This is a genomic window from Haloprofundus marisrubri (assembly GCF_001469955.1).
In the GTDB taxonomy this organism is placed as follows: Archaea; Halobacteriota; Halobacteria; order Halobacteriales; family Haloferacaceae; genus Haloprofundus; species Haloprofundus marisrubri.
Genome location: NZ_LOPU01000016.1, coordinates 1 through 26,207 on the forward strand (window position 1 = coordinate 1; position 26,207 = coordinate 26,207).

Consider the following 26,207-nt stretch of genomic DNA (forward strand, 5'->3'; position numbering starts at 1 on the left):
CGAGTTCGAAGCCGAGGACGGCAAGAACGTCGAACACCGCCACGGACGCTGGCAGGAAGCGGTCAAGCGTTCGCGCGACTGGGCGCGGGAGGCCTAAGCGATGGAGTCGGTGTTCCTGCAGCTTCCGATTATCGACGTCTCCGTCGGGGAGTTCCTCGTGCTCGCTATCGCGGCGCTCGCCGGCGGCGCGTTCGGCGCGGCGCTCGGTGCGCTCCCAGCGTTCATCTTCACTGGTTTCGCCGTGTTTCTCGGTGAAGGCCTCAACGTCCTACAGTCGGAACTCGTCTCGCGCGGCGTCATCGATTCGGCGTTTCTCGACATAACGGGTGCTATCGGGTTCGGCATGGTGTTCGGCCCACACATCGCTTTCGCTGGCGGTGTCGCCGCATCCGCGTACGTCGGCAAGCGATACCCGGAGATGGAACCGGCCGGATGGGACTACCACCCCGGAAAAGTCATCACCGCGGCGTACGGGACGAAACCCGACATCCTCGCGGTCGGTGCGGTCTTCGGCGTTATCGGGATGGTTCTCAACCAACTCATCGCCGGTCTCGGTGTCCCGACCGACAGCATCGCGCTGACGGTGTTTCTGTCCGCGTTGCTCGCCCGCCTCGTCTTCAGCTACCCGCTGATTGGCTCTCCCGGTGGCAGCTCGCTGTTCGACATGGGGCCGTTCGAGCGGGGCGAAACTCGTCCGCTCCCTGACGGCGGGGCCGAACAGTCGCAGATGGCGACCGAACCGTGGCTCCCCCACCAGTACAAATGGAGCGGTGTCACCGTCATCGGCGTCGTCGGCGGAGTACTCGGAGGCTTCATCTGGCTCCAAACGGGGAGCATATTCTTGGGCTACGCGTTCTCCGCGATGAGTCTGCTCTTTCTCAATCTCGGCGTCGAGAAGATTCCCGTCACTCACCACATCACGTTGCTGGGAGCGGTCGGTGCCGTCATCGCAACCGAGATGGTCGGTGGACCGGTCGCCGCTCTCGTCGTGGCCGGCGTCTTCGGTGCGGTGTGCGGTCTCTTCGGTGAGGCCACCCAGCGGGTGTTCTACTCGCACTCCGGAACACACGTCGACCCACCGGCGATGGCGATTGCGCTGTTCATGTTCATCATCGGCGTGCTCTACCTCGTCGGCCTCATCCCCACCTCGGGGTATCTGGGCCTCTGAACCGCATATCCGTAGAGCCGACTCGACACGACGTTTCGTCGGGTCGGTTTCGACGGCACTGACACCGAACGCACTCCCGTTCTCCCGGACGAGACCCTGAATCGGTTCGGTTTAGTAACGTTGACCCGCAGACGAAACACCACGACAGCCCTCGATTACGAACGCGACCGACGACAGATGGATATCAAGGAACGAATCGACCGACGCCGACGCTCCGAACCGGAGCGTGGACTCGTCTCGGACTACGAACCGCTCAGTCCGGTGTTTCACGTAGCCGAGCCGACCGACCGAGGGCAGATACTCGAACAGCTACTGGACGTTCTCGACCCCGTGTTCGAGGGAGACCTCCCTCCGACAACACACATCCACGGACCGAAGGGTTCCGGCAAGTCGGCCGTTCTGACGGCGCTGTTTGCACAACTCTCCGAACTCACCCGGCACTCGCGCTCTGCGATTCTCACGACGACGCGTGCGGAACCCGTCCGACTTCCGGCGTTCGTCTACATCGACGCCCGCGAGGCACCGACCGATTTCGCACTCTACCGGAGCGTCGTCGACGAACTCGTCGAGGAGTCGGTCCCGAAGCAGGGAATCAGCACCGACGCGCTCTGTGACCGTCTCTCGGAACTTCTCGACGACGGCGTCGTCGTCGCCGTCGACCACGTCGACGAACCGGGGACCCTCAGCGTTGCCGCGGTCCAACAGTTGTTCGAACCGTTCGGTGACGCTGTCTCGCTGCTCACGGCCAGCCAATCCGAACCGACAGGAGAGACAGCTTCGCCCGACCGGTTGGTCGCCTTTCCCCAGTACGAGCGACATCAACTGGTCGACCTGTTGGCCCGCCGTACGTCTCTGGGCCTCGCCAACGACACGATGACGCACGAGCAGTTGCGGCGTGTGGCCGAGTGGGCCGACGGCGACGCTCACGACGCACTCGCGGCGGTGTTCGGTGCGGTCGACACCGCTCGCGAGAACGGCCGCGAACGCGTCGCCGACGAGGACGTCGAAGCCTCGATGGACGAAGTACCGTGGCAGTGTGTCTCGCTCGGCCGCGTGCTCGCGCTTCCGCGTAACCGTCAGCAGGTTCTCGTCGCGCTTCTCACGCTCGACGACGACCAGCGGCGGTCGGTGACGGCGGCGGCGACGGCGATTGCGGCGTCGTCGACGGTCGACCTCTCGGAGGCGACAATCAAACGGTTTCTCTACGAACTCGCGGAGGTCGGCATCGTTCAACGGGTGAGAAACGAGGACGACGACGGCATCGGCCGACCGTCGAGTCGTGTCGAACCTCGGTTTCCGACCCGCGTATTCGACCGACTGCACGAGATTCGAGCGAGAAACGACCCGGAGCGGTGAGTGTCCCGTCGGGCACGGTGAAACGACTGTCCGAGTACACGCTCTCCGGGAAACACGCTGAGGACGGTGGGTACGACTTCTCCTCGCTCAGTTTTCGCTCGCGGTGCTCGTTGACGCGAGCACACGCTCACGATGAAGCGCTCGGAAGAACGTCCGGGTGCGAGAATCGAACTACGGTCGTTTCGCTCACTCCGTTCGCTTCACTCTCTGATTCGATTCTCTTCGACGTGACCTCTTCTCGCTTAGTGTTCGTTCGCGATGCTCGCTGGCGCGAGCACACGCTCACGATGAAGTGCTCGGAAGAACGTCCGGGTGCGAGAATCGAACCACGGTCGTTTCGCTCACTCCGTTCGCTTCACTCTCTGATTCGATTCTCTTCGACGTGACCTCTTCTCGCTTAGTGTTCGTTCGCGATGCTCGCTGGCGCGAGCACACGCTCACGGTGAAACGCTCGGAAGAAGGTCCAGGTGCGAGAATCGAACCCGCGTCTCAGCCTCCACAAGGCTGAAGGATGGTCCACTACCCCAACCCGGACACACCCAATCGTACTCCGCTGTGATTCAAATACGTTACGACTTGCCTGAGAGTGGCATCCGGCGACAGGGCGCACGGTTTCCTCGCCCAGAGAGGCGAGACGCTTTTGGGGCCGACCCGTCTATCGTCGCCCAACAGTGGCCATCACGGACAAAATCTACCTGAAGAACCACCGCCAAATCGCCTCCCAACTGGAGACGAGCATCCCGAAAGGCGCGTTCAAGGGCGCGACGCTCGACGTGTTGTACACCGGCGACGGCCTCGAAAAACTCGACGAGGCGACCCGCGAGCGCGTGCTGGATTTCGCCCAAGACTTTCTGGACTGCGACTGCGACACCAACCCCTACTGCGGCCATCCCGAACGCAAGTTCGTCAGCTATCTGCTCGACCTCCGCGCGCAAGGGCTGGGTCCCGACGCCATCGTCGACGTGATGACCGACGACTACATGCTGTACGCGTACCCCGGCGACGTGCTCTCGTTTCTCGACCAGTCGGTGCGGACGCTCGAAGCCGTCGAGTCGCTCGCCGCTGTCGACGGCAACCAAGAGATGCAGCAGAAATCCGCCGAGGCGAAGCGGTCGCTGACGCGGTAACGAGAGACGAGAAGAGAGAAAACTCCGGAGTACTCAGCCGAGACGGAACGGTTGGTCGTCGCGGTCGCCGTCGAGTTCCTCCAGTTGGATGACGTCGTCGTCGTTGCCGTCGAGTTCTTCGAGTTGCTCGCGGAGGTAGTTGACGTAGCGCTTGTGTTCTTCGAGTTGCTCGCGAAGGTGTTCGGCCTCCAGTTCGAGACGCTCGTGCTCGCGGATGAAGCTCTTCGGTACCTCGACTGTCGGTGGGAACCCCGTCGTCGCGTCGTCGTGACTCCGTTCTAACTCGTCTTCGGGGACGACGCGTACTTGGCCGTCGTGGGCAACGAGCGTGTCTACGTAGTCACGGAACACCGCCGACAGCGAGATGTCCCGCTCCTCGGCGATTTCGCGGAGGGTCTCGAATGCGTCCTCGTTGACGCGAAACGAGATCGTCTTGTTCTTGTTGCCCATGGCAGGGGTTCGGGCTTCGTGCTACTTAATCGTTCGTCAGACGAGCAACCAGTCCGTTCGGCTGTACGTCACGTCTTCGAACCAGCATCTCACTGACCGCCGCTGACGGCCGACTGGACGAACGTCTCGGCGCTTCGGTCGTCGACGTCGAACTGCGCGCCCGTCACGTCGACGGTCGAGTCGACGACGCTGACACGGTCGGCGGCGACGACGCGCACCCCGTCGCGTTCGCGACCTGACTGTCGAATCTCGCAGTTTCGAACTGTCGAGTCGTGCCGGCGGTTCCGGATATCGACGGCCATGCGTCCGAACTTCCCAACGCCCGCGGCGTCGCCGCGAATCGTCACATCCACCAGTTCGAGTCGCCGGTCCAGCGTCGCCGCATCGACCGTCTCGCCGCGTTCGACCATCGACGGCGCGTAAAACTGGCCGTCTTTCGCCGCGAGCGACCGGACCGCGTTGACGCCGTCGGCGTCGACGCTGATATCCGTCGCCTCGACGCACAGTCGACCCGCTTTCGCACCGTGGACAACGCCGCCCGAGATGCCCGGCATCGCCTCTGAATCGCTGTTTTCGTCGCCGAACGCGTCGCCGACGACCACGTCGCAGTCGGCGATACGAGTGTACTCACCCTCACGCGCCCAGATGCCACGCGTCGTCGACTCGTTCGGCAGCGTCTCGGGGTTGTCGAGCATCACCTCCACCCCGTCGACCAGCGCGTTCGGCCCGCCGGTTCGGACCTGCGCGACGTTGCTGTTCGCGTACCGTCCGCCGCGGACGACGAGCGGGCCGGCGTGTGCGCTGGCGTACAGTCCTTCGGTCCAGCCCTCCATCCGGCAGTCGACGAACGCGACGCACCCACCCGAGCGGAAGTCGTCGCTCGCTTCGAGGGTCGGGTCGACGAAGACGGCCGACGCCATTCCGCCGTCGGAGAGGTCGACGCGTTCGACGAGCAACTCGGTCGACTCGCCGGCGCATTCGAGAAGGAGCGCCTGATTGCGGGTGTGGTCGCCCGACTCGTCGTTCGGGTCGTACGCGCCGACGACGCGGTAGTCGCGGAGGCTGTTCGTCCCGCCGTCGACGACGAGTTTCGTCCGCGCGGGGGCTTCGGGGGACTGTTCGAGGTCGAATCCCTCGACGTGGACGTCGCTCGCGTCGCGGAGATGAAGCACGTCGTGCAGTCCCGACCCGTTCGAGACCAGCGTCGCACCGTCGGGCGCGTACAACGCCACGTTCGAGAGGCTGTCTTTCCGAACTGGTTCGAGCAGATATCTGCCGGGCGAGAACCGAACGAGCGTGTCGTCGTCGAGAAACCGGGCGACGTCGAACGGTCGTTCGCCTGTCGTGTCGGCTCCGACGTCCGCGGCGTCGACGACGGTCGTGTAGTCAGCGGGGACGGGTGAGTCGACGACCGGAGTCTCTGGAGGTGTTCGCATTCGAGGTGGAGGTACGCTCGGAGGGCGTATCAGTCGCGTGGCCGTCGTCAGCGGGGAGTGAGATTCGACGCCGAGACGCTCGACTCAGGCGTGACCCTCTCGGCGGGTCGGGCCGCGCTCTGACTCCGGTCGATTGGCTTCGTCGCTCTCGTCTTTGGCGTCGGCCTCGTCGGCGTAGGCGTCGATTCGCTCGTCGTCGAGGTGGTGTTCTCCGTCGTCTTCAGCGGTTTCGACGCCCATTGCCTCGTAGACGCGCCGCCAGTCGGCGCTCGGCGAGTCGCGGTCAGTCGGCATCGCGCTTCTCCTCCCCGTCTTCCCGGCCGTTCTCGGCGTCGCACCGGAAACAACCATCCCGAAGGCGTGGGTCGACGCTCTCGAATCCGCAGCGCTCGCAGCGCCAGTAGCGGTAATCGAGGCGACCGCGTTCGTCGTAGGCGGCGTGCGGTCCGGTGACGCCGCTCGTTCGCTGCTCGGTTCCCGTAGCTTCTTGTGAGAGTGGGCTATCAGTGCTCACTGGGCTTTCAGTGGATTGGATGCCCGGCGTTCGGGTGCTGCAACACCCGACGCGTTTCCGCTCGCGTCGTACCGGGCGGCGTTCGTCTGTCTGTTCTGTGCTTCTACAGCCGCGGCTCTCGGTGCGACTTCGTCGTCAGTTCTCGCAACTTGAAACCGACGCGTTGGGGGATGGTGGCGCGCGTGAGGCGCGCCGGTGGTGTGTCGCGTGTGGCGTCGGCCGAAAGCGACTACGCTTCGACTTCGAGTTCGTCGGTGGTTTCGAGGCTCTGGAGCGCGGCGATGGCGGCCTGTCGGTAGCTGTCGACCGGCAGGTCGTACTGCTCGCGGGCCATCCGGCCGTACTCGTTGCCTTCCTCTTCGAATCTGTCGACGCGTTCGAGCGTGCGCTCGGCCGTCTCGACGACCCAGCGGTCACGCGTCGCGGCGTCGACTTTGCTGATGGATTCGGGGCGGACCGAGACGTTCACCGTGCCGTCGTCGGTTTCGTACGTTCGCGGCTTGCCGACGATGGAGACGTACGAAGGTGCGTCGAGTTCGCGCAGGGCGCTCGCCGCCTCGGGCTGATACTGCCCGGCGTAGACGAAGAACGTCCCCGTTGGGTCGACGATGCGGCCCCGCCAGTACTCGTTGTCCTCGCCGACGTCCTCTTTCTCGGTCAGCGTACCGACGAGGAACACGCGGTTGGCCTGCGCGCCGGAGGGCAGAAGCAGGTAGACGGGCGCTCGCTCGTCGTCGGACTCTTTGAACGTGTATGCAGCGTCGTTGAACTCTTGAGCGAAGACGCGGCGGGCGACTTCGCGGGTGGGTGCGGATTGACTCATTTACATCGACCTCGCTTTGATGAGCACGGCCTCGGCGTCGACCGGACCGGTGAGCTGTTCGAACTCGTTGACGAGCACGTAGCGGCCGAGCGTCGGCCCGGAGACGCGGTAGTAGCGTCCGAGCACGTCCTCGGCCATCTCGTCGGCGACGATGGTCGTGTCGAGTGCGTCCATCGCCATCTGTTTGGCTTCCTCCAGCGTGATGCCGGTGAGTTCCTCGGTCATCTCCTTGTTGAAGATGATCTCCTGCACTTCGTTACCGTTGTCGAGGACGCCTTTGATGCGCAGGTCGAACTCGCCTTCGACGTTGCCGTGTTCCGAGCAGCGGCCGTTCTGGAGCACGCGCGTGCAGCCTTCCTCGGGGCAGCGCTTGATCAGCCCCGACCCGCTCTGGATGTCGACGAACGCGCCCTCGACGCTCACCGAGTCGTCGCCGACTTCGATGTCTTCGTCGAGTTCGGTGATGGTCGTCGTCCGGTTGAGTTTTACCGAGTACCGACCTTGGTACTCGTCGGTGACGACGTTCTGCAGCGAGTACACCGAGCCTTCTTTCAGTTCCGGAAGTTCGGACGTGGTGAAGGAGACGAACTTGATGGTGCCGGACTCGTCGCCGAGCAGGCCGACCTGCGAGATGGAGTCGCTACGCGGCTCCCACAGTTCGACGAGTTTGACCGTGATGTCGACCCACTGCTCGTCCTCGTCGATGTCCGAGACTTCGACGGCCTGACTCCCGCCGCCGCCGGCACGAATCGCGTCGCGTTCGAGGCCCGCCTCGTCGAGGTAGTGGTTGACGACGCTTCGGCGCGCTTCGTCCACGGGCACCTTGTACTCGTTGACGAGGTTGTCCAGTCGCTCTTCGATGTCGTCTTCGTCCACGTCGAGGTGGTCCGAGAACTGTTCCGCAATCTCCGCTGCGTGTGTACGCAAATCTGTCATGTGGTCTCACTGCCTCTTCTTTGGTTTCCTACGAGAGGCATACGTCCGTTGGCTCCTACCCCTATAAAAAGTTGCGCCACCGCGACGAAAGTGAAGACGTGGGTTTGACGCCGTCTCTCCCCCGTCTACGTCGGACGCGCGTCTGACGCTCGGGGCGCTCGTTTTCGCCCGTCTCCAGCCCTCGATTCGGCCACACTTGCCGGTACTCGTGTCCGCGAGCGAAAGTGAACCGGTGACTCCTGTCCGTCGAAAGCGCCATCCAGACCAGCCTGCGCCGTCGACTCCACGAGGGTTATTACTTCGCAACCACAATTCGAGCACATGGACCCGCGTCTCGAACGCTTCGTCCGACAGACGGTCCGCAAGGCGGGTCGACAGTGGGCAGAGTCCAAGCGTGCCTACCGCGAGGGACAGTCCGGCGGCATCCCCGAGGAACTGCCCACCGACGAGGAGGGCCGCGCGAAACTCGTCTGCCGTCGCTACGCCGAGCGGAGAGCCACCGTCGTCGACGAGGAGGGTCGTCCGGCCTGCTTCGACGCTGACCACCCCGACTGTCAGGGCTGTGCGGAGGACGTCCGCGCGGGCGTCGTCGAGACGTGGTGAACTCGGCTTCCCGACACCGCCGCAGTCGTTACCGTCGCCACTGTCGCCGCAGTTTTCTCCTCACCACGAGTTCGTGAGCTATGGACAGACCGCTCGTCGCACTCGTGCTCGCAGGCGGCACCGGCACCCGACTGTACCCCGCCAGTCGGAGCCATCGCCCCAAGCAGTTTCTCTCGCTCTCGAACGCCGGCGACGACTCGCTGCTCTCACAGACCGCCGAGCGTGCGAGTTTCGCCGACGAACTGTTCGTCTGTACCCGAAACGACTTCGCCGACGAAGTATCCGAACACGCCCCCGATGCGACGGTGCTCGTCGAACCCAAAGGCAAGGACACCGGCCCGGCGCTGACGTACGCGACCCACCGAATCCGCGAAGAAATCGGCGACTGTGTCGTCCTCGTTCTGCCGAGCGACCACACGGTTTCTGGGGATTTCGAATCTGTCGCCCGCGCGGGCGCTCGCGTCGCCGCGGAGACGGGCGCGCTGGTCACTTTCGGCGTCGAGCCCACTCGCCCAGAAACTGGATACGGCTACATCGAATCCGGCGAGAAGCGAGACGAACCGGAACCACACGCCGAACTCACGGCGTTCCACGAGAAACCGGATAGCGAGACGGCGGCCGACTACGTCGAATCGGGCTATCTCTGGAACGCGGGCATCTTCGCGTGGACCCCCGAGTCGTTCCTCACGGCCGCCCGCGACTCGGAACTCGCACCGCTCGTCGACGCACTCGACGACGGAAACGCGAGCGAAGGATTCGCAGCCGTCGACGACGTGAGCGTCGATTACGCGGTGATGGAACGCGCCGAACACGCCGCCGTCGTCTCGGCGGCGTTCGAGTGGGACGACTTGGGGTCGTGGGACGCGCTGGAGCGCGTGTTGGACGAAGACGACGCCGGCAACGTCGCACTCGGGGACTTCTTGGCTATCGACGCCGCGGACAACGTCGTCGTCAGCGACGACAAACACGTCTCCGTGGTCGGCGTGGAGGGATTAGCCGTCGTCGCCTACGACGACCGAGTGTTGGTGATGCCGAAAGAACAGGCCCAGCGAGTGCGGGAGGTCGTCTCTGCGCTGAAGGAGGAAGAGAGATTCTAACGTTCGGACCGCTTAGGACCGCATCTTCCCGCCGTCGACGGGCAGCGCCACACCGTTGATGAAACTCGCCCGGTCGCTGGCGAGAAATGCAACAGTATCGCCGAGTTCTCCGGGGTCGCCGATGCGGCCCATCGGAACGCCGTCCGACCAGCCCTCCAGACCTTCCTCGTAGCTGTCGACGTCCCCGCGTTCGACCGCATCTCCGACGAGTTCCTCGACGCGCGAGGTCTCGTGTGCACCCGGCAGCACGGCGTTGACCCGCACGTCGGGAGCGAACTCCCGCGAGAGCGACTTCACGAGGCCGATGACGCCCCGACGGACGCTGTTCGAGAGGATGAGGTCGTCGATGACCTCGCGGACACTCGTCGAGGTGATGCAGGTGATGGTCCCGGCGTCGCTCTCTTTCAGGTGCGGTTCGGCTTCTTTGACGGTCCAGACGGCGCTCATCACGAGCAGGTCGAACGCGCCGTACCAGTCTTCCGAAGACATGTCGTCGAAACTGCCGCTCGGCGGCCCGCCCGCGGAGGTGACGAGGTGGTCCAGTCCGCCGAACTCGTCGACGGTCGCCTCCACGAGCGCTGCGATGTCGTCGCGGTCGGTGAGGTCCGCCGGTACTCCGAGCACCTCGCCGTCGCCGACCGACTCCAGTTCCTCTGTCGCCTCTTCGAGTCGGTCTTCGTCGCGGCCGCAGACGACGACGTGTGCGCCCTCTCTCGCCAACGATTCGGCGCTCGCGTGGCCGAGGCCGCTCGAACTCGCCGTCACCAGTGCTACGTCTCCGGATACTCCGAGGTCCATGTGGTGTGCGAGGACAGTGCACGCAAAAGCGTCTTTCGAGTCGGCAAGCCATGCACTCTCGTCGATTTTCAACAGTGAGCTATGGACTGAGTGCGACTGTCCGCACGGAAAGCTTATCCTACGCTGTCAGTATCTGGAATCGTGAAACGAAGAACAGTTCTCCGAACTGCTGCTGTCTCTCCGCTGCTCGCGGGTTGTCTCTCGGTCGGCCGACGCGAACCGGACCCGTCTAACACCCCTCCAGTGGCAGGCGACTCTCTGTGCGGCAACACGAAGGAGTCCGAGGGGACCAAGACCGAGCACTCACCAGACCCTCTCACCTGTGGCGATTCCACGAAATCCAATCTACGAATCATCAACGAGAAATCCGACTGGGCTCCCCTACGGCTCGAACTGTTCGACGCAGCGACCGACGAACTGCTCTCCTCGTCTGACTACGACCTCGGGCCGAACTCGACGTACAGTATCGTAGATGTTTGCTCTATTTCGAACACATATCGTATTCAGGCTAAATCTGGACTCTTTTCGGACTCGTTGACGTGGGACCTCTCGCGCTCCTGCACGCCAGCGGAGGTTCGAGTCGGGAAGTACGCCGGTCTGCGTGTGAGCCAGATTGGTGAGGGATGAGTGATTGGGACTCTCGTTGACGCTTTTAACCGGATTCACAGTGATAGTACAGAACTCTCTCTTCCCCGCCTAGCCGGATATCGATATCCACATTGACGCAGGAAAACCCTGCCTCGGCCAAGTCGGTCTCGGACCACCCGCTCTCGTCGATTCTGGTTCGGAGGATATACCGCTCGGATTCGGAACCAACGCCGCGCCATTTTTTCGTCGAATCGTCGACGAGACGGTCGCCGTCGTACACCGCAGCATCGAGTCTGACGGACTCCTCGAACGTCAGTTCGTCGTCGACGACGATTTCAATATCGAGGGTGTGAGCGGTGTCGTCGGCGTTCCGTGCTAACAGCCCCGAGACCTCTATCGTCTGCTCGGTGTTGGAGGAACAACCGGCAAGCGCGAATGCGGCTACCAATCCCAAGAGGCTACGCCGCTTCATCGGGCGTAGTTGAGAAAGGTGGCTATATTATTCTATCTGTGTTTCCTTACGCAGAAATCAGACGGTAAACGGCTCTGGACGTTCCTGCCTACGTCGACCGCCGCACTCTCACCGCGCCCTCGCTCGTTACGCCGACGAGAAGGGGCACCCGAACTTCGCGCCCGCGGATGGCGTCGCCGGCGGCGTCGCTGACGATTTTCATCAGGTCGGGCGCGGTGTGGTTCACCTTCACGCCGGCGGCGTCGCAGGCGTCGTACACCTCTTTCGGCACGTCGTAGAGGTCGGTTCCCTCGGGGACTTCGACGCGGACGGGCGCGGTCAGCGCCTCGGCGAACGCCACCGTCTCGCGGGCTTTTTCGACGTTGTCGCGGGCGCTGGCTTCGATGCTGGAGACGTTCGCGCGCGAGGTGCCGAGAAACGCTGCGATGTCGGACTGACGGACGCCGCGTTCACGTAGCGCGAGCACCTCCGCCTGCCGACGCGTCAGGACGCTCTCGTCGGGCGCAAAGCCCGTCTGTTCGAGTATCTCGGTCACGTCCCCTTCGTCCATACGGGTGCGTCGAACGCCGTGGTGAAAAAGGGTACAGAAAAAGCGAAAGTCGGGACTGTCCGTGGATGCCGCGGCGGCGGCGAGCGTCGGTTACGAACCCCAGAAGTTGTCGCGGCTACCGAGCGCCGTGGGTCGTTTCGGCCCCTCGTCGTCGTCGCTGCTGGTCGGTTCGGGTTTCGGTTCTCCCTCCATCTCCTCCTCGGGGTCCATCGGCAGGCGCTCTATCTCGTCGGCGAGCGCGTGACTCGACTTCACCTGCGTAATCTTCACCAGCGCCCGCGCGTCCGGAAGCACGCCGTCGACCATCACGATGAACCCGTCGTCCGTGCGCCCGACACCGGCACCGCTCTCGTGGATGTCGGTCACTTCGACGACGACTTCTTCGCCGGGTTTGACTGGTTGCTGTTTCAGGTCGCGGATAGGCATGCTGTAGTGGCCACACCACTCGGCACCGCCGCGGTCACCGTAGTGTTGACACCCCATTCCTTGGATTCGCTCTGAGAAACTCGGGCAATCGTCGGCCAGTGGACAGTCCGGCATGGGCGTGAGTACTCAGGGTGCCGTCTAAACGCTTGTGTATCGCTCACCGGGTCGAAACCCGTTTTGCCGCCCCGTTCCAAAGAACCGACATGAGCCGCCACGTTCCGGAGTTCGCACTCGTTACCGGAGCGTTGCTCTCGCTGTCGTTTCTCGTCTCTTCGCTCGTCCTCACCGGCGACGTGCTCCGGTCGACGCTCGTCGCCGTCTTCCTCGGCTACCCGTTCGTCGCCTACGGCGTCGTCCACGACGACGACCCGACCAACGTCCTCCCGCCGATGGCCGTCCTCGCTCTCGGGGGCCTCGTGGGCGTCGTCCTCCTCGCCGAAGCGACGCTCGGCGGGAGTCGCGCGGCGACGCCGCTTTCGGGCTTCACCTTCGGCGTCCTCTTGGGACTTCTGGCGCTCCTGCCGCCACTCGTCTACTACCTCCGATACGGCGCAGCGGTGAACCCACTCACGCCTGGGAAGACGGCCCTCGGCTGTTTCGTCGTCGCCGTCGGCCTCTTGGCAGTCGGCTTTCTCGCCGACACCGTGCTGTACGCGACGGCTGACGCGCTTCTGGTGTCGCTCACCGGCGCACTGTACGCTGCCCGACGCGGGGCGCTTCCCTCGCCGTCGACGCGCCGACTACTCGTCTTCGGTGGCGTCGCTGCCGGCGTCTGCTTGCTCGCCGTCGGCAGCGCACTCGGCGTCACCCTCGACGAGTGGGTCGTCGTCGCGGCGGCGCTGACGTTCGGCCCCAGCGCGTACTACGCGTTGACGGTCGAGTACGCTTGAGAACCGGGTGCGCCGAAAAACCGGAGGGCGAGTCGACTCTACGCCAGCGACGTCCGCTCGACTACCGTGCCCTCCCACCTTTTTCCTTCGTCGTCGCACTCGCTTCGCTCGTGCTCCTCCTCGCAAAAATCTGGACCAAAAACCACACTTTCGCAACTACGCCAGCGGCGTCCGCTCGACTACCGTGCCGTCGACGGTCGGATACTGCTCGACGATTTCGCCTTTCTCTACGTCGCCCTCCTCGACCATCTCTTCGAGGAGCCACCACGCGAGTTCGACGTGGTCGGATTTCACCGTGTAGAACTCCTCGGGGACGCCGAGTTCCTGTAATCTGGCTTCGGGTTCCCACGTCTTCCCGTAGACGAGGGTGCCGTCGTCGGTTATCTCGTCGAACTCCCGGCGGATGTTGCGTGCCATCCGCTTCAGGCGGTTTCTGTGCTGGGCGGCGTCTTTGAACACCGAGGTGCAGAAGTAGACGCGTTCGTGGTCGCCCATCACGTCCAAGATAGCCTCTTTCGAGCCGTCGACGGCCGACATGTGGCCCTCTTGGAGTTCGTATCCTTCCTCCTGCATTCGTCGATAGTTGCCGTCGGACATCTCGAACTCGTTGATGTTGCAGAAGTCCGCCGCACCCTCGTCGAGGAACTCGAGGAACTCCTCTTCGGCGCGGATGCCCGGAATCTCGAAGGCGGGGGTGAGTCCCTCCTCGCGGGCGATGTAGAGGATGTCCTCCCACTCGGTGCCGTGCATGTCGCCCCACAGTTCCAACGGCGGGTGGAACCGAATCTCGTCGAGACCCGCCTCCGAGAGACGGCGCATGTTCTCGCGACCGCCCGGAATTCCGGTGTAGAGGTGGGTGTGGTGGTCCTCGCCGAACTCCTCTTTCAGCAAGCGGAGGTACCGACAGGTCTTGTCGAGCGCCTCTTGGGGTTCGCCGCCCGTGATAGAGGTGCCGAGTGCGTCCATCCGCTTGGCCTCTTGGATGATATCTTCGTCCTCCTCGACGAGTCGCTCGTTGGCGTACACGTCGGTGACGTTCTTTCTGTTCTCGCCGAGAGGGCAGTAGAAACAGTCCCGCTGGTCGCAGTACCCGTAGACGAAGAGTACCATCTTCCCTCCCATAGCGCACTGTTCGCAGCCCTTCGAAATCATTCGCTTGTCAACCGTCTATTCGGCGCAGCGTCAAAAGGCGTGCGACTCGTCGCTCGCCCGGGTGTGGCGCCTGTTCGCATTCGTCGACCCCGTCGCGCGACGGGAGAAGTCGGTGGGGTGTTGACGACGACGAGCGCGATAACCGACCGACCGAACGCCGGCGAACGCGTCCGCGCTCCCGAAAGCAAATATAGCATGCTGGCGTAGCCGCTGACGATGCTGCTCGTCCTCTGTGTCGACCTCGACGACGACCTCGGCCGCAAAACCGGTATGAAGACGCCGGTAGTCGGCCGAGACGCCGTCGAGGAAGCCGCAGTCGCGCTTGCGACCGTGGACCCCGAGGACTCGGACGTGAACGTGCTGTTTCAGGGGATTCACGTCCACGACGACCTCGTCGCCGAGTTCGAAGCCGGCGACCCCGACGACGCCGAAGAGGTGGAAGTCGCCGCCGTCACGGGGCTCAACGGCAACGACGTGAAAGCCAACCGCGCCGTCGGTGACGAAGTCGACGAAGTGTTGGCGAGCCTCCAAACGGGTGAGAACGTCCGTGCCGTCGTCATCACCGACGGCGCACAGGACGAGTCCGTGCTTCCAGTTATTCGCTCGCGGGTCCCCATCGACAGCGTCCGCCGCGTCGTCGTCCGGCAGGCCCAAGACTTGGAGTCGATGTACTACACCATCAAGCAGGTGCTCGACGACCCCGAGACCAGAGGGACGATTCTGGTTCCACTCGGCATCCTGCTTCTCATCTACCCGTTCGTCACCATCGCGACGCTGTTCGACGTCGCGGGAGCGACGGTGCTCGGCCTTATCTCGGCTTTACTGGGACTGTACGTTCTGTTTCGTGGCCTCGGTTTGGAGCGGTTCGTCGACGACGCGGCGGCGCGCGCGCGCAACATCTTGTACGCGGGCCGGGTGACGCTCATCACCTACGTCGTCGCCGCGGCGCTCATCATGGTCGGCGGCGCACAGGGTATCGAGACCATACGGGCGGTCGAAGGGGCTGTCGGCGGTTCGCTCACCGTCCCGGCGGTACTCGCAGCGTTCGTCCACGGTGCGGTCCAGTGGTTCGCTGCGGCGGGCGTCACCAGCAGTCTCGGGCAGGTGACCGACGAGTATCTCGTCGACGAGTTCAAGTGGCGTTACCTCAACGCGCCGTTCTACGTCGTCGCCATCGCACTCGTCCTCTACGCGCTGTCGGGCTTTTTCCTCGCGGGACTGTTCCCGACGGGTGAGTCGATTGCGCTGGTTCGGACGCTCACACTCCCGGATTTGGCGCTGGCGCTCACCGCAGGGACGCTTCTCGGCGTCTTGAGTACACTCACGTTCGCCATCGCGGAGTCGAAGTTCCCGACCGGCGCGGAACCGGCGTGAAGAGGACGCAGAACAGAGAGCGAAGAGAGAAAAAGAGAGACATCAGCGTTCGCGGACGACGACGAACTCCGCGAGGTCACGGAGATACTCCCGGGCGGCGGAGTCGGGAACGTCGGTCGCATCGAGTGCGTCGAGTGCGGCTTGCGACTGCGCGTGCGCCCGGCCGTCGGCTTCTTCGGGCGTCAAATCGGTAATCTGGACCAGCGACGGCCGTTCCATCACCTCGTCCTGTCCGGCGGGTTTGCCGAGTTCGTCGGCGTCGGCGGTCGCGTCCAGTACGTCGTCGCGGATTTGGAATGCGATGCCGACGCGTTCGGCGTACTCACCGAACGATTCGACGGCGAAGGGGTCGGCCCCGCCCGCCACTGCGCCGACTTCGGCGGCAGCGCGGAACAGCGCGCCCGTCTTCCGTCGCGCGAGTTCCATGTACTCCTCCTCGTTGGTCGGTTGGGCGACGAGTTCGGTGGCCTCGCCCTCGCCGAGTTCGACCATCGACTCGGCGACGACCTGCATCGCCTGTTCCTCCGAGGAGAACAGCGCGAACGCCTCGCCTAACAGCCCGTCCGAGGCGAGAATCGCCGGGCCGTAGCCGTACTCGGCCCACGCGCTCGACGATCCCCGGCGGAGGTCCGAGCGGTCGATGATGTCGTCGATGACGAGCGAGGCGTTGTGGACGAGTTCGACGCCGACGGCGAAGTCGACGGCGTCGGCGGGGTCGCCACCGACGGCCTCACAGACGAGGAGCGTCACCGTCGGCCGCACGCGTTTGCCGCCCGCGAGCGAGACGTGGCCGAGTTGCTCGGCCAACTCGTCGGGTTCGACCGACTTTACGACCGCTTCGAGGCGGTCGTTGACCATCTCGACCCGGCGCTCCAAATACTCCATTGGCTAATTCTCCGAGGCGACGAGGCAAGTACGTGACGGATTCCGGAGAACACACCGCCTGTGACCGATTCCCGACGCCTCTCTCCGACCGTTTCACACCGGCCGTCTCTCTCCGGTCCGTCTACGGGTCGTGTCGTGCTCGCAGACAGAGAAACGTCGGTTCTTTTGACACTCGTTCGTACGCCTCCGGACGCTTCTCACGGAACTGCTTCGTCGGTTTCGCCTCTCGAACGCGCTCCAACCGGAATCCGGCTTCGAGTATCGGGTTCAGGAGGGTTTCGAGCGGTCGCCGGTGGAACGGTACCGCTACAGGGTCGCCGAAGTCGGTCCACGTCTCGGTCACCGTTTCGACCTCGAAGTAGTCGTCGGGGTCGAGTCGCTGTGTCTCGGCGACTGGATGCTGGACCGAACAGACGACCAAGCCGTCGGGACGAAGGACCCGCGCGAGTTCCGAGAACAGCGACTGCCAGTCCTCCACGTAATCGAACGCGAGCGAGGCGTGGACGAGGTCGAATGTATCCGAACGGAACGGGAGCGGCCGACTCAAGTCCGCACGGACGAACGCGGCGTCTCTATCGGTTCGTGCTTTGGCGTGACCGAGCATCTTCGAACTCACGTCGAGTCCGACGACGTGTGCGCCCCCGTCGAGCAGTTCCTCGGTCGTGATTCCGGGGCCGCATCCGGCGTCGAGAACGGACAGTCCGTCGAGTTCCGGAAACAGCTGTCGCGTCGACGGCCGTTCGAGGTCCGCGTTGAACGGTTTCGTCGGCGCACGCGCCGCGAACTCGTCGGCGAGGGCTTCGTAGGCGTCGAGTACTGAGCGCTCGTCGGTCATGGGACTCACTCGAGGTAGAGTCGAATAATAGCGGTTCTGGAGTTCGAGTCCGTTACTCGAACTGCTCGATAAGTTCGGGAACGACCTCGAACAGGTCGCCGACGATACCGTAGTCGGCGATGTCGAAGATGGGTGCGTTCGGGTCGGTGTTGATGGCGATGATGGTGTCAGCACCTTTCATCCCGGCGACGTGCTGGACCGCCCCGGAGATACCGACCGCGAGGTAGATGTCGGGCGTGACGACCTTACCGGACTGGCCGACCTGTCGGTTCGGCGGCAGCCACCCGGCGTCGACGATAGGCCGCGACGACGAGAGCGTCGCACCGAGGGCGTCGGCGAGTTCCTCGACGAGTTCGAGGTTCTCCTCCTCTTCGATACCGCGGCCGACCGAAACGAGGACGTCTGCGTCGGTGATGTCGACGTCGCCGCCGGCGACTTCCTCGAACCCGAGTACGCGGGAACCGAGGTCGCCGTCGGGGCTGTAGTCGAACGCCGAAATCTCGGCGTCACCGGTGTCGGCGACGGCGGGCCACTCGCCGCCGCGAATCGTGACCGCGACGCGTTCGGCGTCGACCTCGATAGTCGTCTCGACCTTCGAACCGTACATCTCGCGGATGGCGGTCAGGCCGCCGTCGTACGAGAAGTCGACCGCGTCCGAAACGAGCGGCAGGTCGAGCGCGTTGGCGACGGCGGGTGCGTAGTCGAGGCCGTTGACGCTGTTGGGCATCAACAGAACCGTCGGGTCGACCTCGTCGTAGAGCGCTTCGACCGCGCCGGCGTACACGTCGTGGTTGAACTCCTCGCCGTTCTCGACGGTGTGAACCGTGTCGACGCCCGTGAGGTTGAGTTTCTCTCCGAACTCCTCGACGTTGCCGCTGATGACGGCGACGTGGAGGTCGCCGCCCGTCGCGTCGGCGAGCTGTCGGCCCGCGCTGACGAGTTCGTAGCTCACGTCGCGGAGGCTGCCGCGTCGGTGGTCGGCGATTGCGAGCACGGTCATTGTGCGCCCACCCCCTTCTCCCGCAGGACTTCAGCAAGTTGGGCGGCCGTCTCCTCGGCGTCACCCTCGAAGAGAGTGGCGTCGGATTCGCTTTCGGGTTCGCTCATCCCGGTGAGGGCGATGGGACTGTCGAGCGCGGAGGCGTCGAACCCGAGGTCGTCGAGGCTCATCGGCGCGATTTCCTTGCGCTGGGCCTGTCGAATTCCTCGAAGACTCGCGTAGCGCGGTTCGTTGATACCCGTCTGGATGGTGAGCACCGCAGGGAGGTCGACTTCGGTGAGTTCCTCGACGCCGCCTTCGAGTTCGCGGCGGACGTTGGCGACGCCGCCGTCGGCGTCCAAATCCAGTTCGTTGACGACCGCGGCCCACTCGAAGCCGACCTCGTCGGCGACGGAGACGCCCGTCGCGCCGAAGCCGTCGTCGGCGGCCTGCACGCCCGTCAGCACGAGGTCCGGGTCTTCCTTTTCGACGACGGCGGCGAGCAGACGCGTCTTCGCGGCCACGTCGAGCAGGTCGACGCTCTCGAAGGCGTCGTCCCAGACGCGAATCGCGCGGTCGGCACCCTTGGCGAGCGCCATCCGAATCGTCTCCTCGCTGCGTTCGGGGCCGATGGTGACGCTGACGACTTCCACATCGTCGCCGGCCTCTGCTATCTGGACCGCCTCCTCGACGGCGTAGTCGTCCCACTCGTTGAGGTCGTACTCGAGGTACGCCTCGTCGATTCCGAGCCCGTCGATTTCGAAGTCGTCTTCGACTTCGGCGACTTCCTTGACGGTTACGAGAATCTTCATCATCGACCACTACCTCCACTCGCCGGTAAACGTTTTCGGAACGTGGGGGCGACCGTGACGACACGTGACAAATTCGTACTCGGGTTCGAGTTCAACGGAAAGCCGACCGGTCAGTTCTCGTCGCTGCCCTCGCCGTTGTCGTCTCCCTCGTCGGGGAGCGAAATCAGGTTCTCGCGACCGAGACGGAGTTTCTCGACGCGTCCCTCGTCGGCCAGCGAGGAGAGCAACTGCGACACTTTCGCGTCGGACCACCCGGTTTCGCCGACGATGTTCGACTGTCGCATCCGTCCGCCGTTGCGTTCGAGGAGGTGTTCGACGCGTTCACCGTCCGACAGCAGCGAGAGGTCGACGTCGTCTTCTTCGGTCTCTTCGGGGTCGTCCGGTGGTGGGGCGACGGTTGCGGACCCGCCGTCGCCGGTCGTACGAGGTGTCTCCGGCCCGTCGACGGTGACGATGTTCTCGTCGACGTCGTCGAATCCCTGCCGACGGCGGAGGACGACGGCCGCGAGCATCGCCGCGAACACGAGCACCGCGCCGACACCGGCGATGATTCTGAGGTCCCCCTCAGCATCCCCTCCGGGCGTAGCTCTCCCCGACCCCTGATACTTGTACGACACGAAGATGACGTTTCCAGTGTCGGACTCGTCGGTGAGGTCCCGAGGCCCCTCGGCGACGAGCGACGAACCGTTCCGGGTCGCCTGGAAGTTCCGGTTTATCTCCCAGTTCGTCGGCGTCCGGATGACGAGTTCCTGACCTGCCTCCAGACGCGGGAACCACGTACCGCCGTTCGGCGTCTCGAATGCGTCGCCGACGATGAGGTCTTGGTCCGTTCTGTCGGCGAACTTCGTCCACGTGAACGTCATGTTCAGCGTGCCCGTTCCGTTCTCGACGGTGCCCTCGTAGGTGACGTTACGAATCTCCATCTCCCGACCGGTTGCCTCCGAAGAGAGTGCCGCGAACTGCTCGAAGGTTCGTTCGTCTATCGTCGCGTTGGCTTCGTCGGTGCGAAGGTCCGAAACGTACTGCTCGAACGCCGCCGTGCTGTTGTTGCCCTGCAGTCGATAGCGTGTGACGACCGACCAGTTGGCGTCGCCACTCCCTTGCACGTCGATGATGAGTCGCGTGTCCGGTGGGGCTTCCGTCTGGAGGACCGCTCGCTCTCCGCCGTCCGCGCCGGCGACGGTGGCGGCGACGGCCGGCGGTGCAAATCCGGCCGAGAGGACGAGGAAGGCGAGCACGAGGGCGACGTACCGCATACGGTTTGTCAACTCTCGGGGGTATGGCAAAACGCTTTCCATCGAACGTCCGACAGACAGTCGTCAGGACGTGTCCACCGGCCTGAACACGGCTGTTCGAACGGTTCGTTTTCGATATCTCCCCGACTGCGCCGGACCCGAGCGCGCTCCGGTTGGGGTGCGAACACCGACGCGAGTCGGTTACCTGTGCTCGTCACGGGTTTCCTGTCGGGCGCTCGTCGTGTATCCCGACAGCGACCGGTTTTAATATGATGACTGTGTACGCGCCGTTGATGAGACAGTTCGCCGCTTCCATCACTGCCCTCCTCTTGCTGCTCTCGTCGGTCGCCGGTGTCGTCGTCGCCGCACCACCGGCCGTCGAGTCGACATCGGCGCTCGCCACCGATTCGGAGCCGGCACTCGCCGAAATCGACAACGAGACGAGTGTCTTGACGCTGAGCGACGACGAGGACGTCGCCGCGTTCGGCGCGCCCTCCGCGAACCTGAGCGCCTCGCTGTCGGTCCGTGACACGCGAATACAGTCCGAACTCCGGACGCGGACGACCGCACAGCGACTCGCCGCGATAAACGACGAAAGCGAGCGACGCAGGGCAGTCCTACGGACGCTGACGGAACTCGAAATCCGTGCCGACGACCTCCGTGCGGAGGAACGAGCGGCGCTGGCCGCACACACCGACGGCGAGATATCGGCGAGCCAACTTCTGGTTCAGTTGGCACACGTCCACACCGAGGCGGCCGAACTTCGGTCGAACGCCACGATGCTCGCCCGGACGGCCAACGAAATCGACGGCCTCTCCATCGACGGCCGAGTCGGGTCGGTCCGACTCGAACTCCAGACGATGCGCGGGCCGATTCGAGAGCGCGCCGCCGACGCACTCCGCGGTGGCGTGGCGCCGACCCGGACCTACGTCCAGACGACCGACGACGGCGTCGTTCTCTCGATGGTCGACGACGGCGTCTACGTCCGCGAAGTGTACGACGCCTCGAAGCGGACTACCGGCGCGTCCGGCCGAATCACCGTCGGCGAACTGCCCGAGGTGATAGAGCGAGCGTATCCGGTCATCATGCAACGCGGCGAGTTCAACAGTCCGACCGGCGTTCAAGCCAGCAACATCTTCGTCGGCAAGGTGCGCTACATGGGTGGCGACCTCACCGCCTACGTCGACCGCAGCAACGACGGACAGGTGTTCAGAGAGGTCCAGCGCATCCGCCTCGACGAGGCCTACGTCGCGCAGTCGACCAACAGCACGCGTTCGGGTCTCGAACTCCGGGTTAATCCGACGTACGCTGGCGGTCCGCTCCGTATCGAACTCGTCAACGCGGCGACCGGCGACCCCGTCCAAGGGAACATCAGCGTCGGCCGGCCCGACAGCAACGAACAACCGACGTACCTCGGCCGGACGAACGCTAACGGCGTCCTCTGGACGACGGCCCCCGGCGACGAGTTCGTCGTGCAAGCGATTCGTGGCAACTCCTTCGTCTCGGTCGAACTCACGCCCGAGGACCCGATGAACGTCAGCGACCCGACCGACTCGCTCGTCGCACCACCGACACACGCCCGCGTCGTCGCTAACGCGTAGCGTCGTCTTTCTGCAGTTCGTCGTGCTCGCGCCCGTTCCGAACCCTTATGACCGATAGCGAGGCCACTCGGTGGCGTGTCGTCTCACGCTCGCCACGCCCGCGCTTCGGTTCCTGTCGTCGGTGTCGTGCTGTTGCTCTTGCTCTCTGTCGGTCTCGCCGCCAGCGTCGGAGCGTTCGCACTCGACCACGCCGAGAGTGTCGGCGACGGTGGGACGCGTGCGGCGCTGTCGCTCACGGCATCCGAGGAGACGCTTCGGTTCGTCCATCGTGGCGGAGAACCGCTCGACGTGCGACGACTCGACCTGCGAGTTCGCGTCGATGGAGTCGCACTCGACCACCAACCGTCGGTACCGTTCTTCTCTGCTAGTGGCTTTCGCCCCGGGCCGACGGGGCCGTTCAACAGCGCCGCCGACGCCGAGTGGACCGCTGGTGAGACGGCATCGGTCATCGTTGCCGGGACGAACGACCCCGAACTGACCGTCGGGTCGTCGGTCAGCGTCGACGTGCAGTACGACGGTCAACCGCTCGTGCGTCTGTCGGCGGTCGTTCGGTAGCAACAGTCGCTCGCTGTTGGCAGCGAGAGAGCGTGTCGTACGCCGACTGCGAGCGTCCGCTCCCGACGAAGCAACGACAACGAATGCCAACGAATCCGCGAAAAGGTGTCTCAGAGCGCTCGTCGCGCTACTTCTCGGGTGCGCGAGCGACGGTGGTGATGGCGATGTCGGGGTCGTACGACGGCCCCATCATCACGTGTTCGATGTCCTCGAAGCCGGCTTCCTCGAACATCCGGTCGGCTTCCTCCTCGTCGTAAAACAGCATGATGGAGTCGGCGACCTTCTGCATCACCGTCGTCTTCGGGTAGTTCGGGCCGACGACGAGTACCTCGTTGCCGGGTTTGACGACGCGGCGGAACTCTTCGAGCGCGTCGACGGGGTTCGGCCAGTACTCGATAGAACCGGACGACCAGATAACGTCGAAGCTGTCGTCTTTGAACGGCAGTCGCTCGGCGTCGCCGCGGTAGAAGCGGACTTTGTCGCGTTTGCCGAACTTCTGGAACGCCTTCTGCATCTGGTGGATGCTCTGGTCGATACCGTGGACGTTGTCGGTGTGCTGCAGCAGCCCTTCGGTGCCGAATCCGGTGCCACAGCCGACGTCGAGCACGCGGTCACCCTGTTCGATGTCGAGCAGCGCGAGTGCTTCCGCGCGCATCTCTTCGTTCCAGATGAACGGGTTGACCTGGTCGTACACCTTCGAGAGGTACTTGTAGAACAGCCGCGCCCGTCCTTTGTCCTCGAGGATACCCATTAGCGGCGCTTCGGACTCGGCGGGCATAATCCTGCGGATTCTCCGTGCGCGACGGGTCACGCGGGCGGACTGATTCGTTCGTCGACTCGTCGGGTCGGACGGTGGGTCGACGCGCGTCGCGTGCGTGTCTGTGCGACCGGCTTTCGCAAACACCTTATACGCCGGTGGTGCAAGTTTCCAACGATTAGTGAGTATGCCGAGACCAGAGGTTCTCGAACGGATAAAGTCGGCCGAGTCCGACGCCGACGACATTATCGCGCAGGCGGAGCGCGAGCGTGACGAACTGATCTCCGACGCCCGCGACCGCGCCGAGCAGATTCGGGCCGAGGCAGAATCGGAGGCGTCCGAGATGGAGGAACGCCGCCTCGCGGAGGCCCGCGAAGAGATCGAGGCCGAGCGCGAGGCTATCATCGAGGAGGGTGAAGACGCCCGCGAGGAACTCGTCGCCGAGGCGCAGTCGAACGTCGAGGAGGCGGTCGAGTACACCGTAGAGCGGTTCGAGGAGGCGGTGCATGCTCAGACCTGAGCAGATGAGCAAGGTCTCGGTTACCGGGGCCAAACGGTTCATGGACGACGTCATCGAGACGACACACGAGCTGAACCTGCTCGACGTCTCCGACTACGACGGCTCCTGGGAGGGGTTCTCGCAAGGGACGCCCGTTGCGGGTGCCGAGGAAGCGTCCGACAAACTCGTGACCGTTCGCTCGCTCGAAAGCATCCTCGACGTCGACGGCGACGACGCGGGTCCGACCCGCATCGTCACCGACGAGGCGCTGGAGGCCGAACTCGCGGAGGTCCGCGCGGAAGTCAACGAACTCGACGACCGCCGCGACGAACTCCGCGACGAACTCCGAACCGTCCAAGAGGATATCGACGCCGTCGAACCCTTCGCGGACCTCGGTATCGACCTCGACCTGCTGTCGGGATACGACACGCTGCAGGTCGCCGTCGGTGAGGGCAACCGCGACGACGTCGAACGCTCGCTCGTCGACGCCGACACCGTCGACTCGTTCGAAATCTACGAGGGCGACGACGTGTTCGCCGTCTTCGCGTACCCCGCGGACAGAACGAACGAAGACGCCCTCGACGAGGCGCTCGTCGGCACGGACTTCTCGACGTACGAGGTTCCCGAGTCCGAATCGAGCCCCGAGGAGTACGTCGGCGAACTCCGCCACCGCAAACAGCAGCTCCAGTCGCGCATCGCAACGGTCGACGACGAACTCGAAGAGGTCAAAATCGACGCCGCGGGCTTCCTGCTCGCCGCCGAAGAACAGCTCTCTATCGAGGTCCAGAAGACCGAAGCGCCGCTGGCCTTCGCGACGACGGAGAACGCCTTCGTCGCCGAGGGCTGGATTCCGACCGAGCGCTACACCGAGTTCGCCAGCGCGCTCCGCGACGACGTCGGCCAGCACGTCGAAGTCGAGGAGATAGAGCGCGCGAGCTTCAACAGCGACGGAGAGGAAGTCAGCCGCGAACAGGTGCCGAGCGGCACCGGTGGCGAACCGACCGCCGCCGACGGCGGCTCCGACGAACCGGAGGCGCGCGCCGACGGCGGCAGCGTCGTCACGAAGAACGACGACCCACCGGTGGTTCAGGACAACCCCGGCGCGGTCAAGCCGTTCGAGGTGCTCGTCAACGCGGTCAGCCGACCGAAGTACAGCGAGTTCGACCCCTCGGTGTTCGTCTTCCTGACGTTCCCGGTGTTCTTCGGGTTCATGATTGGCGACCTCGCGTACGGGATTCTCTACACGGCCATCGGGTATTTCCTCTACACCCGATTCGAGGACCGCCCGGCGTTCAAGAGTATGGGCGGTATCACGCTCTTCGCAGGCGGGTTCACGATGCTGTTCGGCATCCTCTACGGTGAGTTCCTCGGGCTGCACGTGCTCGGCGAGGTCATCTGGGGCGGCCACCCGCCGATGGAGAAAGGTCTCTCGCCCGCCGGTATCTACTGGGCTATTGGCTGGCTCGTGGTGAGCGTGTTCATCGGCATCATCCACCTCAACATCGGGTGGATTCTCGACTTCTTCGAGGTCGCCGAACACCACGACATCAAGCACGCAGTCCTCGAGAGCGGTTCGTGGCTGCTGATGATGAACGGCCTGTGGGTCTGGATTTTCAGTCTCCACTACGGCGACGCGAAACCCGCGTTCCTGTTCACGCTGTTCGACGGTAGCGGTGCTGCGCCGGAGTCCAGCCAGCAGTATATGCAGGCGATGTTCGAACTCGGCTTCAACGGCTTCCCGGCTATCGTCGGGATGGTGGGTCTGGGTGCGTTCTTCCTCGGACTCGTCCTCTTGGCCATCGCCGACCTCGCGGAGGTCGTCGAGTTCCTCAACGTGCTCGTGAACGTGCTGTCGTACGCCCGTCTCGGCGCAGTGCTGCTCGCGAAGGCCGGCATGGCCCTCGCAGTCAACCTGCTCGTGTTCGGTGCGTACCAGTACGAAGGTGAGATTCACTTCCTCACCAGCTACGGGCCGGAGTACGCCGCAAACGAGTACGGCGCGGAGGCCATCATGTTCAGCGGCCTGTTCCACGGCGGGGCAGCGCTGTTCCTCGTCGGCATCGTCGTGCTCATCTTGGGCCACGCGCTGGTGCTGGTGCTCGGTATCACGAGCGCCGGCCTGCAGGCCGTGCGTCTCGAGTACGTCGAGTTCTTCGGCAAGTTCTACGAGGGCGGCGGCCGCGAGTACGAACCGTTCGGCTACGACCGCAAGTACACGACCGAAGACTGACCCCGTCGGGACGGCCGACCTCGGGTCGCTTCGGTTTCGATTCTCTCCGCTTCTGACGA

At 64.2% G+C, this 26,207-nt stretch carries 29 protein-coding genes and 1 tRNA gene; 12 read left to right on the plus strand and 18 right to left on the minus strand.

All coding sequences use genetic code 11. The features are described 5' to 3' along the window. The first annotated feature begins 100 nt into the window (after positions 1 to 100). The gene (locus tag AUR64_RS02970) at positions 101 to 1,168 is read left to right on the plus strand and encodes a hypothetical protein (RefSeq protein WP_058580470.1); all 1,068 of its coding nucleotides are present in this window, start codon (positions 101 to 103) and stop codon (positions 1,166 to 1,168) included. Between the two features lie 177 nt (positions 1,169 to 1,345). Further along, a complete protein-coding gene (locus AUR64_RS02975) occupies positions 1,346 to 2,524 on the plus strand; it encodes a Cdc6/Cdc18 family protein (protein ID WP_058580471.1) in 1,179 nt (392 codons plus the stop codon). Between the two features lie 461 nt (positions 2,525 to 2,985). On the opposite strand, the gene AUR64_RS02985 is transcribed toward AUR64_RS02975, so the two are convergent. Then, positions 2,986 to 3,058: transfer RNA gene (locus AUR64_RS02985), tRNA-His, on the minus strand. A 137-nt stretch (positions 3,059 to 3,195) separates the two neighbouring features. Between AUR64_RS02985 and AUR64_RS02990 the strand changes: the two genes are divergently transcribed. After that, on the plus strand, positions 3,196 to 3,651 hold the full coding sequence (locus AUR64_RS02990) for a DUF5814 domain-containing protein (RefSeq protein ID WP_058580473.1): 456 nt from the start codon (positions 3,196 to 3,198) through the stop codon (positions 3,649 to 3,651). A 33-nt stretch (positions 3,652 to 3,684) separates the two neighbouring features. On the opposite strand, the gene AUR64_RS02995 is transcribed toward AUR64_RS02990, so the two are convergent. From AUR64_RS02995 to AUR64_RS03015, 6 genes are all read right to left on the minus strand, one after another. Beyond that, positions 3,685 to 4,101 carry a ribbon-helix-helix protein, CopG family gene (locus tag AUR64_RS02995; protein ID WP_058580474.1) on the minus strand — a complete coding sequence of 139 codons (417 nt, stop codon included), beginning with the start codon at positions 4,099 to 4,101 and terminating at the stop codon, positions 3,685 to 3,687. Positions 4,102 to 4,190: 89 nt separating this feature from the next. Continuing rightward, positions 4,191 to 5,537, minus strand: a complete 1,347-nt coding sequence (locus AUR64_RS03000) for a hypothetical protein (protein ID WP_058580475.1) — start codon at positions 5,535 to 5,537, stop codon at positions 4,191 to 4,193. Between the two features lie 84 nt (positions 5,538 to 5,621). Continuing rightward, positions 5,622 to 5,831, minus strand: a complete 210-nt coding sequence (locus AUR64_RS03005) for a hypothetical protein (protein ID WP_155120492.1) — start codon at positions 5,829 to 5,831, stop codon at positions 5,622 to 5,624. Beyond that, on the minus strand, positions 5,821 to 6,051 hold the full coding sequence (locus AUR64_RS20380) for a hypothetical protein (protein ID WP_155120493.1): 231 nt from the start codon (positions 6,049 to 6,051) through the stop codon (positions 5,821 to 5,823). The genes AUR64_RS03005 and AUR64_RS20380 overlap by 11 nt, the downstream gene beginning before the upstream one ends. Positions 6,052 to 6,280: 229 nt before the next feature. After that, entirely contained in the window at positions 6,281 to 6,874 is a 594-nt protein-coding gene (locus AUR64_RS03010; protein WP_058580477.1) for an RPA family protein, read from the minus strand. Then, positions 6,875 to 7,810: a replication factor A gene (locus AUR64_RS03015; RefSeq protein WP_058580478.1), complete on the minus strand. Its 936-nt coding sequence runs from the start codon at positions 7,808 to 7,810 to the stop codon at positions 6,875 to 6,877. A gap of 321 nt (positions 7,811 to 8,131) precedes the next feature. Here AUR64_RS03015 and AUR64_RS03020 point away from each other — a divergent pair, with 321 nt between their 5' ends. After that, positions 8,132 to 8,413, plus strand: coding sequence for a DUF7091 family protein (locus AUR64_RS03020; protein WP_058580479.1), 282 nt, complete (start codon positions 8,132 to 8,134; stop codon positions 8,411 to 8,413). A gap of 80 nt (positions 8,414 to 8,493) precedes the next feature. Further along, positions 8,494 to 9,510 carry a mannose-1-phosphate guanylyltransferase gene (locus AUR64_RS03025; protein ID WP_058580480.1) on the plus strand — a complete coding sequence of 339 codons (1,017 nt, stop codon included), beginning with the start codon at positions 8,494 to 8,496 and terminating at the stop codon, positions 9,508 to 9,510. Between the two features lie 12 nt (positions 9,511 to 9,522). Here AUR64_RS03025 and AUR64_RS03030 read toward each other — a convergent pair whose 3' ends face one another. Continuing rightward, positions 9,523 to 10,308 carry an SDR family oxidoreductase gene (locus AUR64_RS03030; RefSeq protein WP_058580481.1) on the minus strand — a complete coding sequence of 262 codons (786 nt, stop codon included), beginning with the start codon at positions 10,306 to 10,308 and terminating at the stop codon, positions 9,523 to 9,525. Between the two features lie 141 nt (positions 10,309 to 10,449). On the opposite strand from AUR64_RS03030, the gene AUR64_RS03035 reads away from it, so the two are divergent. Further along, entirely contained in the window at positions 10,450 to 10,935 is a 486-nt protein-coding gene (locus AUR64_RS03035; RefSeq protein ID WP_155120495.1) for a hypothetical protein, read from the plus strand. Positions 10,936 to 10,960: 25 nt separating this feature from the next. On the opposite strand, the gene AUR64_RS03040 is transcribed toward AUR64_RS03035, so the two are convergent. From AUR64_RS03040 to AUR64_RS03050, 3 genes are all read right to left on the minus strand, one after another. Then, on the minus strand, positions 10,961 to 11,368 hold the full coding sequence (locus tag AUR64_RS03040) for a lipoprotein (RefSeq protein ID WP_155120496.1): 408 nt from the start codon (positions 11,366 to 11,368) through the stop codon (positions 10,961 to 10,963). A gap of 88 nt (positions 11,369 to 11,456) precedes the next feature. Further along, positions 11,457 to 11,918, minus strand: a complete 462-nt coding sequence (locus AUR64_RS03045; RefSeq protein WP_058580484.1) for a Tfx family DNA-binding protein — start codon at positions 11,916 to 11,918, stop codon at positions 11,457 to 11,459. 90 nt (positions 11,919 to 12,008) lie between these two features. Beyond that, positions 12,009 to 12,458: a TRAM domain-containing protein gene (locus AUR64_RS03050; protein WP_058580485.1), complete on the minus strand. Its 450-nt coding sequence runs from the start codon at positions 12,456 to 12,458 to the stop codon at positions 12,009 to 12,011. Between the two features lie 89 nt (positions 12,459 to 12,547). Between AUR64_RS03050 and AUR64_RS03055 the strand changes: the two genes are divergently transcribed. Next, positions 12,548 to 13,234 (plus strand): hypothetical protein, encoded by a 687-nt coding sequence (locus AUR64_RS03055; protein WP_058580486.1) that lies wholly within the window; start codon positions 12,548 to 12,550, stop codon positions 13,232 to 13,234. Between the two features lie 156 nt (positions 13,235 to 13,390). On the opposite strand, the gene AUR64_RS03060 is transcribed toward AUR64_RS03055, so the two are convergent. Further along, entirely contained in the window at positions 13,391 to 14,386 is a 996-nt protein-coding gene (locus AUR64_RS03060) for a radical SAM protein (protein WP_058580487.1), read from the minus strand. 216 nt (positions 14,387 to 14,602) lie between these two features. Between AUR64_RS03060 and AUR64_RS03065 the strand changes: the two genes are divergently transcribed. Further along, entirely contained in the window at positions 14,603 to 15,760 is a 1,158-nt protein-coding gene (locus AUR64_RS03065) for a DUF373 family protein (RefSeq protein ID WP_058580488.1), read from the plus strand. Positions 15,761 to 15,802: 42 nt separating this feature from the next. On the opposite strand, the gene AUR64_RS03070 is transcribed toward AUR64_RS03065, so the two are convergent. The 5 genes from AUR64_RS03070 to AUR64_RS03090 all read right to left on the minus strand — a co-directional run bounded on the left by AUR64_RS03070 (position 15,803) and on the right by AUR64_RS03090 (position 20,527). Further along, positions 15,803 to 16,645 (minus strand): polyprenyl synthetase family protein, encoded by an 843-nt coding sequence (locus AUR64_RS03070; protein WP_058580489.1) that lies wholly within the window; start codon positions 16,643 to 16,645, stop codon positions 15,803 to 15,805. A gap of 121 nt (positions 16,646 to 16,766) precedes the next feature. Continuing rightward, on the minus strand, positions 16,767 to 17,480 hold the full coding sequence (locus tag AUR64_RS03075; protein ID WP_058580490.1) for a class I SAM-dependent methyltransferase: 714 nt from the start codon (positions 17,478 to 17,480) through the stop codon (positions 16,767 to 16,769). A gap of 52 nt (positions 17,481 to 17,532) precedes the next feature. Beyond that, positions 17,533 to 18,480 carry an electron transfer flavoprotein subunit alpha/FixB family protein gene (locus AUR64_RS03080; RefSeq protein WP_058580491.1) on the minus strand — a complete coding sequence of 316 codons (948 nt, stop codon included), beginning with the start codon at positions 18,478 to 18,480 and terminating at the stop codon, positions 17,533 to 17,535. Then, the gene (locus AUR64_RS03085; RefSeq protein ID WP_058580837.1) at positions 18,477 to 19,271 is read right to left on the minus strand and encodes an electron transfer flavoprotein subunit beta/FixA family protein; all 795 of its coding nucleotides are present in this window, start codon (positions 19,269 to 19,271) and stop codon (positions 18,477 to 18,479) included. The genes AUR64_RS03080 and AUR64_RS03085 overlap by 4 nt, the downstream gene beginning before the upstream one ends. A gap of 110 nt (positions 19,272 to 19,381) precedes the next feature. Then, the gene (locus tag AUR64_RS03090) at positions 19,382 to 20,527 is read right to left on the minus strand and encodes a helix-turn-helix transcriptional regulator (protein WP_058580492.1); all 1,146 of its coding nucleotides are present in this window, start codon (positions 20,525 to 20,527) and stop codon (positions 19,382 to 19,384) included. A 272-nt stretch (positions 20,528 to 20,799) separates the two neighbouring features. Between AUR64_RS03090 and AUR64_RS03095 the strand changes: the two genes are divergently transcribed. Both AUR64_RS03095 and AUR64_RS03100 read left to right on the plus strand, forming a co-directional pair. Continuing rightward, the gene (locus AUR64_RS03095; RefSeq protein WP_155120498.1) at positions 20,800 to 22,107 is read left to right on the plus strand and encodes a DUF7096 domain-containing protein; all 1,308 of its coding nucleotides are present in this window, start codon (positions 20,800 to 20,802) and stop codon (positions 22,105 to 22,107) included. Positions 22,108 to 22,182: 75 nt separating this feature from the next. Next, on the plus strand, positions 22,183 to 22,662 hold the full coding sequence (locus tag AUR64_RS03100) for a type IV pilin (RefSeq protein ID WP_276203527.1): 480 nt from the start codon (positions 22,183 to 22,185) through the stop codon (positions 22,660 to 22,662). A 127-nt stretch (positions 22,663 to 22,789) separates the two neighbouring features. On the opposite strand, the gene AUR64_RS03105 is transcribed toward AUR64_RS03100, so the two are convergent. Further along, a complete protein-coding gene (locus tag AUR64_RS03105) occupies positions 22,790 to 23,413 on the minus strand; it encodes a methyltransferase domain-containing protein (RefSeq protein ID WP_058580839.1) in 624 nt (207 codons plus the stop codon). 193 nt (positions 23,414 to 23,606) lie between these two features. Between AUR64_RS03105 and ahaH the strand changes: the two genes are divergently transcribed. Both ahaH and AUR64_RS03115 read left to right on the plus strand, forming a co-directional pair. Further along, complete coding sequence (gene ahaH, locus AUR64_RS03110; protein ID WP_058580494.1) at positions 23,607 to 23,939, plus strand: ATP synthase archaeal subunit H; 333 nt, start codon at positions 23,607 to 23,609, stop codon at positions 23,937 to 23,939. Continuing rightward, the gene (locus tag AUR64_RS03115; protein WP_058580495.1) at positions 23,926 to 26,148 is read left to right on the plus strand and encodes a V-type ATP synthase subunit I; all 2,223 of its coding nucleotides are present in this window, start codon (positions 23,926 to 23,928) and stop codon (positions 26,146 to 26,148) included. The genes ahaH and AUR64_RS03115 overlap by 14 nt, the downstream gene beginning before the upstream one ends. Positions 26,149 to 26,207 lie beyond the last annotated feature (59 nt).